Genomic DNA, 17,286 nt, shown 5'->3' on the forward strand with positions numbered 1-17,286 from the left:
ACGAGGCCACGCTCACCATGTAACGAGTCGAACTGTTACGAGCTGAGGAGGCCGTCGTGCGACGACTGCTGGGACCGGGCTTCATCGTGCTGTGGAGCTCCGGCTTCCTCGTGGGGGCGATCGGCACGCGCGAGACGACCCCCTTGGCACTCACGACGTGGCGACTCCTGATCGCCGCCGTGCTGCTCACCGCGCTGGCCGTCCTCACCAGGGCGCCATGGCCGCGCGGCCGTCGGCAGTGGCGAGACCTGGTCATCACCGGCGTCCTGCTGCAGGGCGTGCAGTTCGGTGCCGCGTACACGGCGATCTCGATGGGTGTGCCTGCCGGGCTCGCGGCACTCGTGCTGTGCCTGTGCCCGGTGCTGGTCGCGGTCTTCGCCGGGCCGGTGCTCGGGGAGCGGCTGGGCAGGCTCGGCTGGTGGGGGTCCGGCCTCGCCGTTCTGGGCGCGCTGGTCGCGGGCGTCGACCACCTCGGGTCCGGGGGCGGCGGGGCGGGCCTCGGGTTCCTCGTGCTCGGCCTCGCGGGGTTCGCCGCGGGCACGCTCTACCAGAAGCGCGTGGGCGCGACGATGGACCTGCGCACGGGAACGGCCGTGCAGATGTTCGCGGCCGCGGTCGTGCTGGCCCCGCTGGCACTGCTGGTGGGCGGCGGGCTCGCCGTCTCCACGTCCGCGGCGGGCATCGGCTCGCTGGCCTGGCTCGCCGTGGTCAACTCGGTGGGCGGCTTCGTGCTGCTGTTCGTGCTGCTGCGCCGGGGCACCAGCTCGGCGACCAGCGGCTTGCTCTACCTCGTGCCGCCGGTCACCGCGCTGCTGGCGGTGCCCGTGCTGGGGCAGCCGCTCGAGATCCAGACCGTGATCGGGCTCCTGATCACCCTCGGCGGGGTCCTGCTGCTGAACCGCTCGGCTCGCCCGGCTGCGGTCTCGGCCGTCAGCTCACGTGCGACAGCAATCGCAGCTCGTCCGACGTGAGTTGCAGCGTCAGCAACGGCAGCAGGCCCTCGAGCTGCTCGACGGTGCGGGCGCTCGCGATCGGGGCCGCGACGGTCGGCTGGTCGGCCAGCCACGCCAGCGCGACGGCTGCCACGGGCACCTCGTGGCCTGCGGCGATCTCGTCGAGCACGGCCAGCACCCGCAGCCCGCGGTCGTCGAGGTAGGCGCTCGCGCCCTCGGCCCGCACACTGTCGATCGTGGTGCCGGGCCGGTACTTGCCGGTGAGGAAGCCGCGCGCCAGCCCGTAGTACGGCAGGCAGGCCAGCCCGGTGCGCTCCAGCACCGGTGCCAGCTCGCTCTCGAACGCGGTGCGCTCGAGCAGGTTGTAGTGCGGCTGCAGCGCGACGTAGGCCGCGAGGTCGTCGCGGGCGGAGATCTCCAGCGCCGAGCGCAGCCGGTCGGCGGAGAAGTTGGACGCGCCGATCGTGCGCACCTTGCCGGCCTGCACGAGCGTGTCGAACGCGTCGAGCGTCTCCTCCTGCGCGGTGTCCGGGTCGTCCTTGTGGGCGTAGTACAGGTCGATGTGGTCGGTGCGCAGCCGGCGCAGCGAGTCCTCGGCCGCCGCCGCGATGTTGGCGCCAGAGAGGCCCGGCCGGGTCGGCAGCGAGCCCACCTTGGTGGCGATCACCATCCGGTCGCGGTTGCCGCGCTCCGCCATCCAGTCACCGATGATCGTCTCGGACTCGCCGCCGGAGTTGCCCAGGATCCGCCACATGTAGGAGTCGGCGGTGTCGATGAAGTTGCCACCCGCGGCCGCGTAGGCGTCCAGCACGGCGAACGAGGTGTCCCGGTCCGCCGTCCAGCCGAACACGTTGCCGCCCAGGCACAGGCGCGAGACGTCGAGGTCTGGTCCGATCTTCGCCATGCGGAAAGCCTACGACGGCTGCACCGCCGGCACCGGGCGGCCGGTCCACCGTCACACCGCCTGCAGCCCCGACTTCCGGTCCTCGATGACGAACGCACCGCGGGTCTCGGCGGGTGCCCCCGGCCGCTGCACGTAGGGCACCACGCGGAAGTCGGCCCGCACCTCGGTCGGGCCGAACGTGGTGCGCACGTAGCCGCGGCGGTTGTTGTAGAAGCGGAGGTGCGGGTTGTCGGCGAGGATCGCGGCCGTCGTCGACTGCGACTCGGAGCCGTCGCCGCCGGAGGTGATCGAGCTGGAGATCAGCTCGGTACCCACAACGGGCGACGCGGGATCGTCGAAGCGCTGCTTGATGTCGGCGCCCCAGTGCGCGTGGACGTCGCCGGTGAGCACCAGCGTGTTGCGGTTGCGTGCGTCCACCCAGGAGTCGACCACGCGGTCCCGGGAGGCGGGCGTGCCGTCCCAGGCGTCGGGGTTGAAGCCGCGTCCCGCGCCGGGGGTGAAGTCGACCTGCGAGAAGAAGACCTGCTGGCCGAGCACGTCCCAGCGGGCCGTCGAGGACCGGAAGCCGTCGGCGATCCAGCGCTCCTGCGCCGAGCCGGGCAGCGACGCGGCCGGGTCGGTACGGGCCGCGCAGTCGGTGCCGAACCTGTCGCCGCAGGGCTGGTCGCTGCGGTACTGGCGGGTGTCGAGCATGTGGAAGGTGGCCGTGGCGCCCCAGTTCACCCGCCGGTGGAGCTGCATCGCGTCGCCGCGGGGCCGCTGCGCCGCCCGCAGCGGCATGTTCTCCCAGTACGCCTGGAACGCGGCCGCGCGCCGCGGCGCGAGCGGGCCCGGCGGGTCCTCCGGCAGCTCGCGCACGTTGCCCGCCCAGTTGTTCTCCACCTCGTGGTCGTCGAAGACGACCAGCCACGGGGCCACCGCATGGGCGGCCTGCAGGTCGGCGTCGGACTTGTACTGCGCGTAGCGCTGCCGGTAGTTCGCGAGCGTGACCGTCTCGGGCCCGGCATGGTCACGGACGTTGCCGCCGGGTGCCTCGTACCTCCCCTTCGCGTACTCGTACTGGTAGTCGCCCAGGTGCAGCACCAGGTCGGGTTCCTCCTCCGCGAGGCGCGCGTAGGCGGTGAAGAAGCCGTGCTCGTACTGCGAGCAGGACGTGAAGCACATCGTGAGCGGCTGCAGCTGCTGCGGCGGTGGCGCCGTGCGGGTCCGGCCGGCCGGGGAGATCTCGGAGCCGACCCGGAACCGGTAGAAGTAGTCGTGGCCCGGCGCGAGGCCCGCCGTCTCGACGTGGACGCTGTGGCCCAGCTCGGGGCCGGTGCGCTCGGTGCCGCTGCGCAGGATCTGCCGGAATCCCTCGTCGCCTGCCAGTTCCCACTCGACCTCGGTGACCCGATTGCCGATGCCGCCCAGCCCGTCCTCGGCGAGCGGGTCGGTGGCCAGCCGCGTCCAGAGCACCATCCCCTCGGGCGTCGGCTCGCCGGACGCGACGCCGAGCGCGAACGGGTTGCCCCGCGGCGCCGCGGCGGCGCCCGCCTTCCCGACGCCGGTGGCCGCGATGGTGCCCGGGATCGCGATGACGGCGGCCGCGGTGAGGCCGGTGCGCAGCACGGTGCGCCTGCTGTGCGTGGTGGTGGACGCGTCACTGGTCACAGCCGCAGCCTTGATCACTCGTTCGAGCGGTGCGTGGATGTACCGGCACGGGATGGTGAACGGCAGGCGTCAGACGTAGCCCGCAGTGTCGACGACCAGCGCCACGTTGTCCTGCGTGCAGGCAATGTAGAGCGTGCGGCCGTCGCGCGACAGCGCCATGGCATCGGGCCGGGTGTCCAGCGCCACGACCTTCAGCACGAAGTGGCTCGTGGTGTCGACCACCCGCACGGCGTTGTCGCCCGCGGTGGTGCCCGCGGTGAGCACCAGCGCGTAGCGGCCGCTGGGCGTCGACGCGATGTCGACGGGCCTGGCGTCGAGACCGCCGATGTCGCCGAGCTTGGTGACGCCGGCGACGTCGTAGGCCGTGACGATCTCCGAGTACCCGCCCGTGATGTAGGCGCGGGCTCCGTCGGGGGTGAAGGCGATGTGGTCGGCCCGCTCCATCGCCACGGTGGTGCGCACCGTGTTGCTCGCCGTGTCGAGCACCGCGAGCTGCTTGGCGTCGTAGCTGAACACCCACAGCGAGCGACCGTCCGGCGTGATGGCCGCGGCCTGCGGCCCGGCCCCGACCGGCACCGTCGCAGCCACGGTGTTGCTCGCGGTGTCGATCACGGTGACGCTGTTGCCGCGGTTGTTGGGGACGTAGGCGCGGCTGCCGTCGGGTGCCAGCACGATGCCCTGCGGCTGCTCGCCGACCGGCACCGTGGCGAGCACGCCGGACGTGGCGGCGTCGAGCACGGAGACGAACCCGGACAGCTGCAGGATGTAGAGCCGCGCGCCGTCCGGTGACACCGCGACGCCGTACGGGCTGCCGGGCACGCCGATGGTGGCGGTGACCGAACGGCCGGCGGTGTCGATCACCGAGACGTCGCGGCCCGTGTAGTTGCGCACGTAGGCACGGGCCCCGTCCGGTGCGACCGCGACGCCCGCCGGACCGCTTCCGACCTGCAGCGATGCCACCTGGTGGGGCTCGCCAGGAGTGGCCGGTGCCGCCGGGCTCGACGTGGCCGCCGGGCCGGGGGTGCCGGGCCCGCCGCCCGGTCGCGTGATCAGCACGACGCCGCTGACGACGGCCGCCACCGCGACGAGCGCCGCGGCCACCACGAGCCACGGCCGCCGCCGCCGTGGCTGGTGCGGGGCCGGGGCCGGGACGGCTGCCGCCGCGCCGCGCGGGATCATCGTCGCGACCGCGGCGACGTGGTCGCGGGTCTCGGTGAGCAGCGCACGGGCGGCGGGGGAGAGCAGCATCGTGGGCGCCTCGGCACCGGGTCGCGGGGCCAGCCGGCCGACGAGGTCGCGGCTGCTGGGCCGCGCGGCGGGCTGCCGGGCGAAGCAGGGCTCCAGCAGGGTGCGCAGCCCGGTGGGCAGGCGGGCGAGGTTCGGCTGCTGGTCGGTGATGCGCAGCAGCATGACGACCGGGCTGGTGGCGGTGCCGAACGGCCCGCTGCCGGTGGCGGCGAAGGTGAGCACCGAGGCGAGCGAGAACACGTCCGACGCCGGACCCGTGACGTCGCCGAGTGCCTGTTCGGGGGACATGTAGGCGGGGGTGCCGATGGCGTGGCCGGTCTGCGTGATCCGGGTGGCGTCCACGGCGTGGGCGATGCCGAAGTCGATCAGCCGCGGGCCGTCGGCGGCGAGCAGCACGTTGGACGGCTTGATGTCGCGGTGCACCACGCCTGCCGCGTGCAGTGCGGCCAGCGCCTCGGCGAGCCGGGCGGCGATCGCGACCACCGCGGGCTCGGGCAGCGGCCCGGTGCCCTCGACCAGCTCGTCGAGCGGTGCACCGGTGACGTACTCGGTGGCGAGCCACGGCCGGGCGCCGTCGGGGTCGGCACCGACGACGGCGGCGATGCCCGGCCCGCGCACGCGCGCCGCCGTGGTGATCTCGCGCGTGAAGCGGGCCCGGAACTGCGGGTCTCCTGCGAGGTGCGGGTGCACGACCTTGACGGCGGCGAGCCGTCCCGCCTCCGTGCGGCCGAGGAACACCTGGCCCATCCCGCCCGCGCCGAGCCGCCCGAGCAGCCGGAACGGGCCCAGCTGCGCGGGATCGCCTGCGGCGAGGTCGCTCAGCACCAGGAGCCGACGGTCTTGGCCGCCGGGTCGCACTTCTGCTCGAGACCCGCCGGGCGCAGCGTGGTGATCATCTGGCTGATGTCGGCATCGGTGACGGCACCGGGGACGTCGCGCTCGGCGAGCAGCACCCACACCACGTTCTGGCCGTTCTTCGACGGCAGCGCCACGGCGTGGACGGCCTTGCGCGGCGCTCCGCAGCTGCCGGCGGGCATCTGGATGTCGGCGACGACGTGCCCGCCGACCTTGCCGGCGACCGTGACCAGGGCGGCGGCGCCGATCGTCGCGGTCGGCTGCGGCCCGGTGTCGGGGTCGAAGGCGTGGCTCCACAGCCTCGCGACCTCGCCCGCCGCGGCCGAGGGGTCGGTGGTGGGGCTGCCGGTGACCCCGCTCCAGGCGAGCACGTACTTCTTGTCGTACCCGGGGCACGGTGGCGGCCGGTCGGCCTCGTTGATGGCCACACCGCTCATGAGGACCCGCGTGGTGTCGGTCTCGAAGCCCTTGATGAGCCCGGGTGACTGGGGCTTCCACGGCGGCGGCACGTCGTAGCCGACGTTGCGGGTGCTCGACACGGCGGCGAGCCAGCCCGGCACGGTGCTCGGGATCAGCGCCACCGGTGCGGCAGCGGGCGGCGGCGTCGCCGTGATCTTCACCGGTGGCGGCGGGGTGGCTGCCGGTGCGGTGGCCGCGGGCGCGGCCAGCGGCGGGCGTGGCACCACGGCGTTGGCGAGGAGGTAGCCGCCGAACCCGGCCAGCGCCAGCACCGCGACGACCGCGGCGATCGCGATGCCCACCACGCGCCGGTTGCGGGTGGGGCGCGCGAGGGCGGCCTCGTCGACGAGCGTGCGGATCGCGGGCGGGAGCCACTGCGGCCCCGCCGCGGCGGGTGCGCCGAGCATCGCGGAGACCTGCGCCGCCGACGGACGTGCAGCGGGATCCTTCGCCAGGCACGGCTCCACGACCGCGCGCAAGCCGGGCGGCAGCGCCGCCAGCTGCGGCGCCTCGACGCTCACGCGCCGCAGCATCACCACGGGGTTGGTGGTGGTGCCGAACGGACCGACGCCGGTGGCCGCGTAGGTGAGGACGGCGGCCAGGGAGAACACGTCGGTGGCAGGCCCGGTGGCCTCGCCGAGCGCCTGCTCCGGCGACATGTACGCCGGGGTGCCGATGACGTGCCCGGTATGGGTGATCTTGGTGGCGTCGACGGCGTGGGCGATGCCGAAGTCGATCAGCCGCGGGCCGTCGGCGGCGAGCAGCACGTTGGACGGCTTCAGGTCACGGTGCACCAGCCGGGTGGCGTGCAGCGCCGCGAGCGCCTCGGCCAGCCGCGCCGCGAGCGTGTGCAGCGTGTGCTCCGGCAGCGGGCCCGTGCGGCCGACGGCGTCGTCGAGTGCGGGGCCCGGCACGAACTCGGTGGCCAGCCACGGTTGCGGGGCGAACGGGTCGGCGTCGACGACCGCGGCGGTCCAGGGGGCGCGCACCCGCGCCGCGGTGCTGATCTCGCGCTCGAAACGGGCGCGCAGCTGCGGATCGGCGGCGAGGTGGCTGTGGATGACCTTGATCGCGGCCGGTCGCCCGGCCTGGTTGCGACCCAGGTAGACCTGCCCCATCCCGCCGGATCCGAGCCGCCCGAGCAGCCGGAACGGCCCGAGCGCCGCGGGGTCGTCGGCGTGCAGTGGCTCCATCGCTCCCCCCGGGGCGTGTGATCGGTGATCCGTACGGAGGGTAACCGGCGCCCCCGTCAGGTCCGGGAGCTCACCCGGGGCGGAGGCGCGGCGGCGTCGAGGCGGGAGTCGACGACGGTCAGGCCCGACACGATGCCCGAGAGCCCCCGGTGCGAGCGCGACCACCACGCCGCAGGCAGGCTGACCACGAGGATCAGCACCGCCAGCGGTGCGAGCGCGGGAGCGAACGTGCCCAGCCCGCTGAACAGGAAGTAGCCGAAGGTGCCGCCGAGCAGCGCGGGCACCCGGCGCCATCCGGGACGGCCGCCGTCGGGGCGGACCCGGCGCAACCGCACCGCCCGCTGCCCCAGCGTCGCGTCGCCGCGGCCGAGCAGCGGCAGCGCGAGCAGCAGCACGGCGGGCAGCCACGAGCTCAGCACGGCAGCCACGAGCGGGCTGAGCGCGTCCTCGCCGCGGGTGGCGCCACCGGTCAGCAGGACGATGCCACCGGTGCCGGTGGTGAGCACCCCGCCCAGCAGGCCGACGGACACGAGGTCCACCAGCATCCCCAGCCAGCGCCGCCCGGTCGTGACCGGCCGCGGCGCATCGGCCGGGGCCCGCCGTTGCCTGCCGTCGAGCAGCCCGAGCACCGGCGCGAGCAGCACGCCCACCGCCGCGCCGAGGGTGTTGGCGATCAGGTCGTCGACGTCGAAGACGCGGTACGGGCACGGGAACAGGAACCAGTTGCCGGTGAGCTGCGTGCACTCGACGAGCAGCGACACGGCGAACCCGATCGCGACCGTCGCCACCACGCCCCGGTGGAACTGGTGGCGCAGGTAGGCGCCGAGCGGCACGAACAGCGCGACGTTGAAGACCACCTGCTGCACGGCGACGTTCGTCAGCAGCCCGAGCAGGCCGGGGGACTGGCGCTCCTTGCGGATGTCGGCGACGAACTGCAGCACGTCGAGCTGGGGACTGCGCAACGCCGCGTGCGCCGCGCACCAGGCGTCGTCGAGCTGGGGCAGCGGCAGCAGGGTGTACGTGGCGATCGCGAGGCCGTAGACCACGAACCCGAACGCGAGCAGCGCGGGACCGAGCCCGAACTCCCCGCGCCTGCGGTAGCTGCGGAAGACGAAGGGCACGAACAGCAGCCCCGCGAGCAGCGTCCCGCCGAGCACGGCGAGCAGCGCCGGGAACACCTGCGACGACATGGTGGGCAGTCAAGGGGTCCCGTGCGGCGTTGTCACGCCGGGTCACCGGATCAGGGGTGTCCGGTGCTCGACCTGGCTCCCGCCCCACCCTTTGGATCAGCTGCTTCGACGTGTCGAGGGCGGCCGACGTTGAGCAGTTGGCACTCTCATGGGTAGAGTGCCAATTGCACGGCCATTGCGAGGACGTTCCGGCACCCGCGACGACGGGACGTCCAAGGGTCGTCGACCCCGAGAACACGTCATTTCCACGTGCACGTACCCCAGGAAGGGGAGGTCATCAAGTGGCGAACATCAAGCCGCTCGAGGACAAGATCGTCGTCCAGGCAAGCGAGGCGGAGACCACCACCGCGTCGGGCATCGTCATTCCGGACACCGCCAAGGAGAAGCCCCAGGAGGGCAAGGTCCTGGCGGTGGGCCCGGGTCGCATCGACGACAACGGCAACCGCGTTCCGCTGGACGTCGCGGTCGGCGACGTCGTCATCTACTCGAAGTACGGCGGCACCGAGGTGAAGTACAACGGCGAGGAGTACCTCATCCTCTCCGCTCGTGACGTCCTCGCGGTCGTCAACTGATTCGCTTCATCGCTCTTTAGCCGCCGCCCCGGTGGTCCGTCGACCAACGGGCCGCCGGGGCGGTGGTTTTTGTCGCACGTACCCCTTGAGAGAGGCACAGATGCCGAAGCAGATCAGCTTCGACGAGGAGACTCGCCGCGCGCTCGAGCGTGGGGTGAACCAGCTCGCCGACGCGGTCAAGGTCACCCTCGGCCCGCGCGGCCGCCACGTCGTGCTGGACAAGAAGTTCGGTGGGCCCACCGTCACCAACGACGGTGTCACCATCGCGCGTGAGATCGACCTCGAGGACCCCTTCGAGAACCTCGGCGCACAGCTTGCGAAGACTGTCGCCACCAAGACCAACGACGTCGCGGGCGACGGCACCACCACCGCCACCGTGCTCGCACAGGCGATGGTCGCCGCCGGACTGCGCAACGTCGCCGCGGGTGCCAACCCGATGGCGCTGGGCATCGGCATCTCCAAGGCCGCCGACGCGGTCTGCGAGCTGCTCGCCAAGAAGGCCATCCCGGTCGACGACAAGGAGCACATCGCTCAGGTCGGCACGATCGCCTCCCGCGAGGCCGAGATCGGCAACCTGATCAGCGAGGCCCTCAAGACCGTCGGCAAGGACGGTGTCATCACCATCGAGGAGGGCTCCACGCTCGCCACCGAGCTGGAGATCACCGAGGGCCTGCAGTTCGACAAGGGCTACCTCTCCCCGTACTTCGTCACCGACACGGAGTCGATGGAGGCGGTCCTCGAGAACGCCTACGTGCTGCTGCACCGCGACAAGATCGGCGCCATCGCCGACCTCCTCCCGCTGCTGGAGAAGGTGCTGGCCGACGGCAAGCCGCTGCTGATCGTGGCCGAGGACCTCGAGGGCGAGGCCCTGTCCACGCTGGTCGTCAACTCGATCCGCAAGACCATCAAGGTCGCCGCGGTCAAGTCGCCGTTCTTCGGTGACCGCCGCAAGGCGTTCATGGACGACCTCGCGATCGCCACCGGCGGCACGGTCATCAACCCGGAGGTCGGACTCAAGCTGTCCGAGGCCGGGCTGGACCTGCTGGGCTCGGTCCGCCGCGCCGTCATCACCAAGGACGTCACCACCCTCGTCGAGGGTGGCGGCACCAAGGACGCCACCGACGGTCGCGTCGCGCAGCTCAAGCGCGAGATCGAGGCGTCGGACTCCGACTGGGACCGCGAGAAGCTGCAGGAGCGGCTGGCGAAGCTCGCCGGCGGCGTCGCGGTCATCAAGGTCGGCGCTGCCACCGAGACCGCGCTCAAGGAGCGCAAGCACCGCATCGAGGACGCGGTGTCCGCCACGCGGGCAGCGGTCGAAGAGGGCATCGTCCCCGGCGGCGGTTCCGCGCTGGTGCAGGCCGCCAAGGCGCTCGAGGACAGCCTCGGGCTCACCGGCGACGAGGCCACCGGCGTGTCCATCGTCCGCAAGGCGCTCTCGTCGCCGCTCTACTGGATCGCCGCCAACGGCGGTCTCGAGGGCGCGGTCGTCGTGGGCAAGGTCGCCGACATGGAGTGGGGACAGGGCTTCAACGCCGCCACCCTCACCTACGGCGACCTGATGGCCGACGGCGTCATCGACCCGGTCAAGGTCACCCGGTCCGCCGTGGTGAACGCCGCGTCGATCGCGCGCATGGTGCTCACCACCGAGAGCGCTGTCGTCGACAAGCCGGAGGACGCGCCGCCCGCGGCCGCCGGCGGTCACGGCCACGGTCACGGCCACTGATCCACCTGCTCCGCCCGAACGGGCCCCGCCAGTGCACCTGGCGGGGCCCGTTCGGGCGTTGACGGCGTCGCTGCTGCGGTCCTACGCCTCGGTGACACTCCTGGACGTGACACCCGTGGACGTTCGATCGGGCTGCCCGACCTGCAGGCTGCGCTCGTGCTTGCGCAGGATCAGGTCGCGCTCGGACTCGGAGAGCCCGCCCCACACGCCGTAGGGCTCGTGGGCGGCGAGCGCGTGGTGCCGGCACTGCTCCAGCACGGGGCACTCGCTGCACACCAGCTTGGCGCGGGCCTCCCGGCCCGCCCTGGCGAGGCCGCGCTCACCCTCCGGATGGAAGAAGAAGGCGCTGTCCATGCCGCGGCAGGCGCCGTGCAATTGCCAGTCGTAGGTCTCGCTGACCGGCACCGGAAGGTTCCGAGTATCCGCCACGACCTCACCCGCTCACGTCACGCGCAGCTCAGGGAGTGCTGATGGGCCCCACGGTAGGACCGGGCACACCTTTGCTCAAGTGCAGGCACGGCCGATGAGCCGGACTCTGCCGGATCGGGTTGCGCCTGCGGGTGTTCCTGCTGCAGGCGCGCCTGCGGACCTGCTGGCGGCCGCGTTCGGCGCCGCTCCGCACGAACCTGTCCGGATGGGCAGGAGCGGCTCGCCACGGGACCGGTGGCTCGCGGCCGTCGTGCTCGGGGGACAGGGGCGCTACGCCGCCGCAGCGACGCTGCTGGAGGGGCTGCTGGCCGACGGCAGCGTCCCCGCCGGGACGGCCGCCCACGCCGCCGTCACGCTGGCGTCGCACCGCCGCCAGCTGGGCGGGCACGCCGTGGCCCGCGGCACGGACGCGCTGGGCCTGCGGCTGGCCATCGACGCGCTGCGCGGTCCGCGACCGGTCCCCGAGCCGGACCAGTTCGGCACGGACCCGCTGGCGGCCCGCATCGACGCGCTGGTCGGGCTGGCCGCCGACGCCGTCGGGACGGCCGCGCCGGGCGTCGCGCTGCGGCTGCTCGACACCGCCGGGTCGATCGCCGCCGACCACCCCTCCTGGCGCACTGGCGTCCGGATCGGCTGGGTGCGGGCGGAGCTGGCGCTGCTGCGCGGCCGGCCGGAGGAGGCCGTGGAGCCCGCGGCCGCGGCGCTGGCACTGGCCACGGGTGCAGGGGCGGTCCGGCACCGGGTGAAGTCGTCGATCATCCACACGGTGGCGGCTGCCGCGGCGGACGCGCTCGATCCGGTCGCGGCGCTGGCCGCGCTGGACGAGGACACCGCCGCGTGCGTCCGGTCCGGTCTGCTCCCGCTCCTGTGGCCCTGCCACTTCGCCACCGCCGACCTGGTGGACCGGCTCGATGGGGCGGACGGCGGTACGACAAACGAGCGGGTGACCCGAACGGCGCAACCATCGGTAGGTGACACGCCGACGGACGCGGCACGCCGACGACACGCCGCGGCCGCCACGTTGAGCGTCATCTATCAGCTCGTTGATCCACGGGGGAGGAGCCTGATGGGGGACTCCTTGTGGCGAACTTGACGGCACAAGGTAATGTAATTACTCCATTCGGACCCTCGTCACCCACATGACGAGTGCCACTTGGCGCAACACTCCCGAATGGAGGGCATCTATTCGCCCTGATCGTGTCAAGGTGGTCCTGTCACCCGCCGATGCGGGGGGTGACACATCACCCGGCTGCAGGAAGCTGCAGGAAGGAATCGTCGTGACGACGGTACTCATCTGCGACGATCGTCGCAGCGTCCGCGAAGGCCTCACCCGCGTGATGTCCGCGGTGCCGGGGGTGCACCGAATCGATTGCGTTGCGCACGGGGACGAGTTGCTGGCCCGGTTCTCCCGGCAGCCGGTCGATGTCGTTCTGGTCGGCACCCAGCGTGCGGTGCCCACCGGGGTGGAGGCCACGCGACGCCTGGTCGCCGCACACCCGCAGGCGAACGTCATCGTGTTCGGAGCCCCCGACGACGCGGGCAGCATCGCGGCAGCGATCGCAGGCGGCGCGCGTGGTTACCTCCGGTGGGACGCGTCCCGTCCGGAGCTGGTCGCCGCGCTCGCCCACACGCTCGCCAGCACGGCGGTGCCCACACCACGGGCGCCCACCGACCCCGGCGTGCAGCTGACGGAGCGTGAGCTCCAGGTGCTGCGTGGCATGAGCCAGGGCAAGAGCAACGGCCAGATCGGGCGCGAGCTCTACCTGTCCGAGGACACGGTCAAGACCCACGCCCGCCGGCTGTTCCGCAAGCTCGGTGTGCGCGACCGCGCCCAGGCGGTGGCCCACGGCTTCCGCCGTGGCCTGGTCTCCTGACCGACACGTCCTCGTCCTGCCCCGGCCGGTCCGCCGCCCGGGTACAGCTCTTCATGCCAGGTCACCGCGGTCGCGGTAGCCTGGTGCAACGGTAGACGGCGTGACCGCGCCGGCGCCTCGTGCGCCCGGGGTGGTCGCGCCGTTTCCGCGTTCGGCGCCCGAACGCGGAATGCCCCGATCGGGTGGCAGTGCATCGAGGGTGCAACGTAGGTGCTGAGCAGTACGTCTTCCTCTAGACGAGGAGCCCGTCCCGGACCGCTCGACAGCTTCGCTACCGTTGTCTGCACTGAGGACACGGTTGAGCGCTCTGCGTGATCGGCCTCACGAACGGATGATGACGAACATGTTCCGTAACGCCTGGACAACACTGCGCGATGAGTGAGACGAACGACGTTCCCGACGAGCTGGTGGCCGCTGCGATGGCAGGCGACCACAGCGCGATCGGGCACGTGCTCGCCATCATCCGGCCCATGGTCGTGCGCTACTGCCGTGCGCGCATCGGTCGGGTGGACCGGTCGTCGGTCTCCGCCGACGATGTTGCGCAGGAGGTGTGTTTGGCCGTGCTGACGGCCTTGCCAGGGTACCGCGTCCAGGGACGTCCCTTCCTGGCATTCGTCTATGGGATCGCGTCGCACAAGGTGATCGATGCCCATCGAGCGGCCACCCGTAACAAGTCCGAACCGGTCGCAGATGTACCGGATGCGGTGTCCGCCGCAGACGGTCCCGAGCAGCGAGCCCTCCGCGTCGAACTCTCCGGCGAGATGGGGCGACTGCTCGACAAGCTCCCCGATAAGCAACGAGAGATCCTGGTGCTGCGCGTGGTCGTCGGCCTGTCCGCCGAAGAGACAGCGGAAGCCGTCGGTTCCACTCCTGGCGCCGTGCGTGTGGCACAACACCGGGCACTCGCCCGGCTCCGCAAGTCGATGCCCGAGGAGGAGGTGGTCTGAGTGCGTGACGACAACCGTCGAGGTCAGCACAACTCAGGTGACCGATTCGGGGCCCGGCCGCCGTCCAACGGCAGCAACGGCACCCATCCCAAGGGGTTCCACACCCGCTCCGTCGCGATGCCCGACCCCGAGGGTCCGATCGACCTCGTCGCGGTGCAGGCCGACGACGAGCTGATCAACGCGCTGGCGGCCGGCATGGCCGTGTCGTCGCCCGGTATCGGCGGTTACGACGCCGAGGACCACATCACCGCGATCCTCGCCGCGTGGAAGGCGGAGGTCGACGCCACCCCGATCCCGGAGCTCGTCGACGTCGAACTCGCGGCTGCCACCATCGCCGCGGCAACGCGTCCGAGGGTGGGGCGCGTCCGGCACCTCGCTCCCGTCGCCGCCGCCGCAGCCGTCGTGGTGCTCGCGATCGGTGGCCTGTCGGTCGGCTCGTACAACTCGCAGCCCGGCGATGCGCTCTGGGCCGTGTCCAAGGTGCTCTACAGCGATCGCGCCAAGTCCGTCGAGGCGGCTGCCCGCGTGCAGACGCTCATCGACAACGCGAAGCGCGCGCTGCTGAGCGGCGATCCGGTCATCGCGTCCGAGGAGCTCAACAAGGCTGCGGCCGACATCGCGGCGGTGCGCCCCGAGGAGGGCAAGGAGTCGCTGTCGGAGGTTCAGGACTTCCTCGCGGCCAAGGCCGACGAGACGCCCCAGGGCAAGCCCGCCGACATCGCGGCACCGCTGGCCAAGAACCCGCGCAAGCGCGTTCCGGCCGAGGCCGCGAAGATGCCGCCGCCCCCCACGACCGATCCCACCACCGACCCGGGATCCGTCACCACCACGGAGCCCGACACGAAGCCGGGCACCAAGCCGACGATGGATCCTCGCACGCTCGGTGGTGCCGGCGGCACGGTCGGTCCCGCCACATCGGCCACCACCACGCCGACACCCACCCCGACACCGACGCCCACGCCGGAAGGTGAGCCGAGCGGCAGCACCACGCCCACGGCCACGTCGGAGGGCAGCCCGAGCAGCACCACGCCGCACAGCATGGGGCCGGGCGGGGCCGAGGGCGGCACCACCACCGCAGGATCGAGCTCGGCCACCGCGCCGCGCTGATCCCGCATCGAGAACGACAACGGCCCCCGGACATCGTCCGGGGGCCGTTGCTCGTCGGTAGGAGACCAGTCGGTGGGATCAGGAGTCCGACAGCACCGCGTCGGCGTACCCGCGGCAGTACTCCCAGGTGACGTAGCTGGTGGGGTCCGGATCGAAGGCGGGCTCGTGCGGGCGCATCTGGCCCTCCTCGAGCAGCTGCTGCAGGCTCGCGCGCAGCAGGCTCCACTCGTGGAAGTGCTGCTCGCCGCAGTCGCCGCAGTCGACGACGATGCCGCGCACGCCGCGGGTCTCCAGCAGGGCCTGGTACACGGCCAGATCGGCGAGATCGGCCACGACCTCGTCGCGCTCGTCCTCGCTCAGCTCATCCTGATCGTCGGACTCGTGGCCGTCGAGCGAGAGCGCGGGGTCCTGCGGATCCCCGGCGAACGGGTCAGGCGGCAGCGCATCGGGTGACACGCAGTCAACGATACTCCGCCGCCTGGGCGATCGCGGCAGGCCGCCGCCGTCGGCCGTCAGCGGAGAGTGGTCACGGCCCGGGCGGTGTGTGGCGCGTGTCCGGAGACTCGCGTCACCCCCGTGGCGTGACGGGATCGCGCGGATACGATGGACGGAAGGCGGCCGCCGCCGTGATCTCACCCGCGGCCCACAGCAGTGAGACGGGAAGGCATCAATGACCAGCGAGACCGCCGGATTCCCGCCGAAGTTCGCGATGCTCGGCCTGACCTTCGACGACGTGCTCCTGCTCCCCGCGGAGTCCGATGTGGTGCCCAGCTCCGTCGACACCAGTGCGCAGATCACGCGCCGGGTCCGGCTGAAGGTGCCGCTCGTGTCCTCCCCCATGGACACCGTCACCGAGTCGCGCATGGCCATCGCCATGGCCCGGGCCGGTGGTCTCGGCGTGTTGCACCGCAACCTCGCGCCCGAGGAGCAGGCCGCCCAGGTCGAGATCGTGAAGCGGTCCGAGGCCGGGATGGTCACCGACCCGGTCACGTGCGCGCCCGACGCCACGCTCGCCGACGTCGACGCGCTGTGTGCGAAGTTCCGCATCTCCGGCGTGCCCGTCACCGACGCCGCCGGCAAGCTCGTGGGCATCATCACCAACCGCGACATGCGGTTCGAGATGGACCACAGCCGCCCCGTCCACGAGGTCATGACCTACGCGCCGCTGATCACCGCGCGGGTCGGCGTCAGCGCGGAGGCCGCGCTCGGGCTGCTGCGCCGCCACAAGCTGGAGAAGCTGCCGATCATCGACGGCGACGGCATCCTGCGCGGCCTCATCACGATCAAGGACTTCAACAAGACCGAGAAGTACCCGCTGTCCACCAAGGACCCCGACGGGCGGCTCGTCGTCGCGGCCGCGGTGGGCGTCGGTGAGGACGGCTACTCGCGCGCGATGAAGCTGGTCGAGGCCGGCGTCGACGTCCTGATGGTCGACACCGCGCACGGCCACTCGCGCCGTGTGCTGGAGACCGTCGCCAAGCTCCGTGCCGAGGTGGGCCACAGCGTCGACGTCGTCGGCGGCAACGTCGCCACGCGGGCCGGTGCGGCCGCGCTCGTCGAGGCGGGCGCCGATGCCGTCAAGGTCGGGGTCGGGCCGGGCTCGATCTGCACCACCCGCGTCGTCGCCGGCGTCGGTGCCCCGCAGATCACCGCGATCTACGAGGCCGCGCAGGCATGCGCCGCCGCGGGCGTCCCGGTCATCGGCGACGGCGGCATCCAGTACTCGGGAGACATCGCCAAAGCCATCGCGTCCGGCGCGTCCACGGTGATGCTGGGCAGCCTGCTCGCGGGCACGGCCGAGTCGCCCGGCCAGGTCATCTTCGTCGGGGGCAAGCAGTTCAAGACCTACCGCGGCATGGGGTCGCTGGGCGCCATGCAGTCGCGGGGGGAGAACAAGAGCTACTCCAAGGACCGCTACGCCCAGGACGACGTGCTGTCGGAGGACAAGCTCGTGCCGGAGGGCATCGAGGGGCGCATCCCGTTCCGCGGGCCGCTCTCGCAGGTGGTCCACCAGCTCACGGGCGGGCTGCGCTCGGGCATGGGCTATGCGGGCGCGCAGACGATCGAGCGCCTGCAGCAGGCCCAGCTGGTCCGCATCACCGCGGCGGGGCTGAAGGAGAGCCACCCGCACGACATCACGATGACCGCCGAGGCGCCCAACTACGCAGCGCGGTAGGCCGCG

General features: G+C 72.4%; 15 protein-coding genes. 8 read left to right on the top strand and 7 right to left on the bottom strand.

Going from position 1 to position 17,286, the window contains the following annotated elements; translation table 11 throughout:
- The first annotated feature begins 56 nt into the window (after positions 1-56).
- Positions 57-971 (top strand): DMT family transporter, encoded by a 915-nt coding sequence (locus tag ACFPFQ_RS04695; RefSeq protein WP_379615101.1) that lies wholly within the window; start codon positions 57-59, stop codon positions 969-971.
- Here the strand turns inward: ACFPFQ_RS04695 and ACFPFQ_RS04700 are convergent.
- From ACFPFQ_RS04700 to ACFPFQ_RS04720, 5 genes are all read right to left on the bottom strand, one after another.
- Positions 931-1,857: an aldo/keto reductase gene (locus ACFPFQ_RS04700; RefSeq protein ID WP_379615103.1), complete on the bottom strand. Its 927-nt coding sequence runs from the start codon at positions 1,855-1,857 to the stop codon at positions 931-933. The genes ACFPFQ_RS04695 and ACFPFQ_RS04700 overlap by 41 nt on opposite strands.
- A 51-nt stretch (positions 1,858-1,908) precedes the next feature.
- Entirely contained in the window at positions 1,909-3,507 is a 1,599-nt protein-coding gene (locus tag ACFPFQ_RS04705) for an alkaline phosphatase D family protein (RefSeq protein ID WP_379615105.1), read from the bottom strand.
- Positions 3,508-3,576: 69 nt separating this feature from the next.
- Positions 3,577-5,580 carry a protein kinase domain-containing protein gene (locus ACFPFQ_RS04710; protein WP_379615107.1) on the bottom strand — a complete coding sequence of 668 codons (2,004 nt, stop codon included), beginning with the start codon at positions 5,578-5,580 and terminating at the stop codon, positions 3,577-3,579.
- The gene (locus ACFPFQ_RS04715) at positions 5,574-7,262 is read right to left on the bottom strand and encodes a serine/threonine-protein kinase (protein ID WP_379615109.1); all 1,689 of its coding nucleotides are present in this window, start codon (positions 7,260-7,262) and stop codon (positions 5,574-5,576) included. Before ACFPFQ_RS04715 ends, ACFPFQ_RS04710 begins: the two co-directional genes overlap by 7 nt.
- A 56-nt stretch (positions 7,263-7,318) precedes the next feature.
- Positions 7,319-8,452, bottom strand: coding sequence for a VanZ family protein (locus tag ACFPFQ_RS04720; protein WP_379615110.1), 1,134 nt, complete (start codon positions 8,450-8,452; stop codon positions 7,319-7,321).
- Positions 8,453-8,733: 281 nt separating this feature from the next.
- On the opposite strand from ACFPFQ_RS04720, the gene groES reads away from it, so the two are divergent.
- Entirely contained in the window at positions 8,734-9,024 is a 291-nt protein-coding gene (gene groES, locus ACFPFQ_RS04725; protein WP_013677399.1) for a co-chaperone GroES, read from the top strand.
- 100 nt (positions 9,025-9,124) lie between these two features.
- On the top strand, positions 9,125-10,747 hold the full coding sequence (gene groL / locus ACFPFQ_RS04730) for a chaperonin GroEL (RefSeq protein WP_379615112.1): 1,623 nt from the start codon (positions 9,125-9,127) through the stop codon (positions 10,745-10,747).
- Between the two features lie 81 nt (positions 10,748-10,828).
- Here groL and ACFPFQ_RS04735 read toward each other — a convergent pair whose 3' ends face one another.
- Positions 10,829-11,176, bottom strand: coding sequence for a WhiB family transcriptional regulator (locus ACFPFQ_RS04735; protein WP_379615114.1), 348 nt, complete (start codon positions 11,174-11,176; stop codon positions 10,829-10,831).
- Positions 11,177-11,270: 94 nt separating this feature from the next.
- Here ACFPFQ_RS04735 and ACFPFQ_RS04740 point away from each other — a divergent pair, with 94 nt between their 5' ends.
- The 4 genes from ACFPFQ_RS04740 (at position 11,271) to ACFPFQ_RS04755 (ending at position 15,104) form a co-directional block, all read left to right on the top strand.
- On the top strand, positions 11,271-12,269 hold the full coding sequence (locus ACFPFQ_RS04740; protein ID WP_379615116.1) for a hypothetical protein: 999 nt from the start codon (positions 11,271-11,273) through the stop codon (positions 12,267-12,269).
- Between the two features lie 184 nt (positions 12,270-12,453).
- Positions 12,454-13,050: a response regulator transcription factor gene (locus ACFPFQ_RS04745; protein WP_075942692.1), complete on the top strand. Its 597-nt coding sequence runs from the start codon at positions 12,454-12,456 to the stop codon at positions 13,048-13,050.
- A gap of 374 nt (positions 13,051-13,424) precedes the next feature.
- Complete coding sequence (locus ACFPFQ_RS04750; protein WP_379615118.1) at positions 13,425-13,997, top strand: sigma-70 family RNA polymerase sigma factor; 573 nt, start codon at positions 13,425-13,427, stop codon at positions 13,995-13,997.
- Positions 13,998-15,104, top strand: coding sequence for an anti-sigma-D factor RsdA (locus tag ACFPFQ_RS04755; RefSeq protein WP_379615120.1), 1,107 nt, complete (start codon positions 13,998-14,000; stop codon positions 15,102-15,104). It abuts the gene before it with no gap.
- A gap of 78 nt (positions 15,105-15,182) precedes the next feature.
- Here ACFPFQ_RS04755 and ACFPFQ_RS04760 read toward each other — a convergent pair whose 3' ends face one another.
- Positions 15,183-15,560 carry a DUF5319 domain-containing protein gene (locus ACFPFQ_RS04760; protein WP_379615122.1) on the bottom strand — a complete coding sequence of 126 codons (378 nt, stop codon included), beginning with the start codon at positions 15,558-15,560 and terminating at the stop codon, positions 15,183-15,185.
- Positions 15,561-15,774: 214 nt separating this feature from the next.
- Here ACFPFQ_RS04760 and guaB point away from each other — a divergent pair, with 214 nt between their 5' ends.
- Positions 15,775-17,280: an IMP dehydrogenase gene (gene guaB, locus ACFPFQ_RS04765; RefSeq protein WP_379615124.1), complete on the top strand. Its 1,506-nt coding sequence runs from the start codon at positions 15,775-15,777 to the stop codon at positions 17,278-17,280.
- Positions 17,281-17,286: the final 6 nt, after the last annotated feature.

Source organism: Pseudonocardia sp. GCM10023141, from assembly GCF_042653605.1.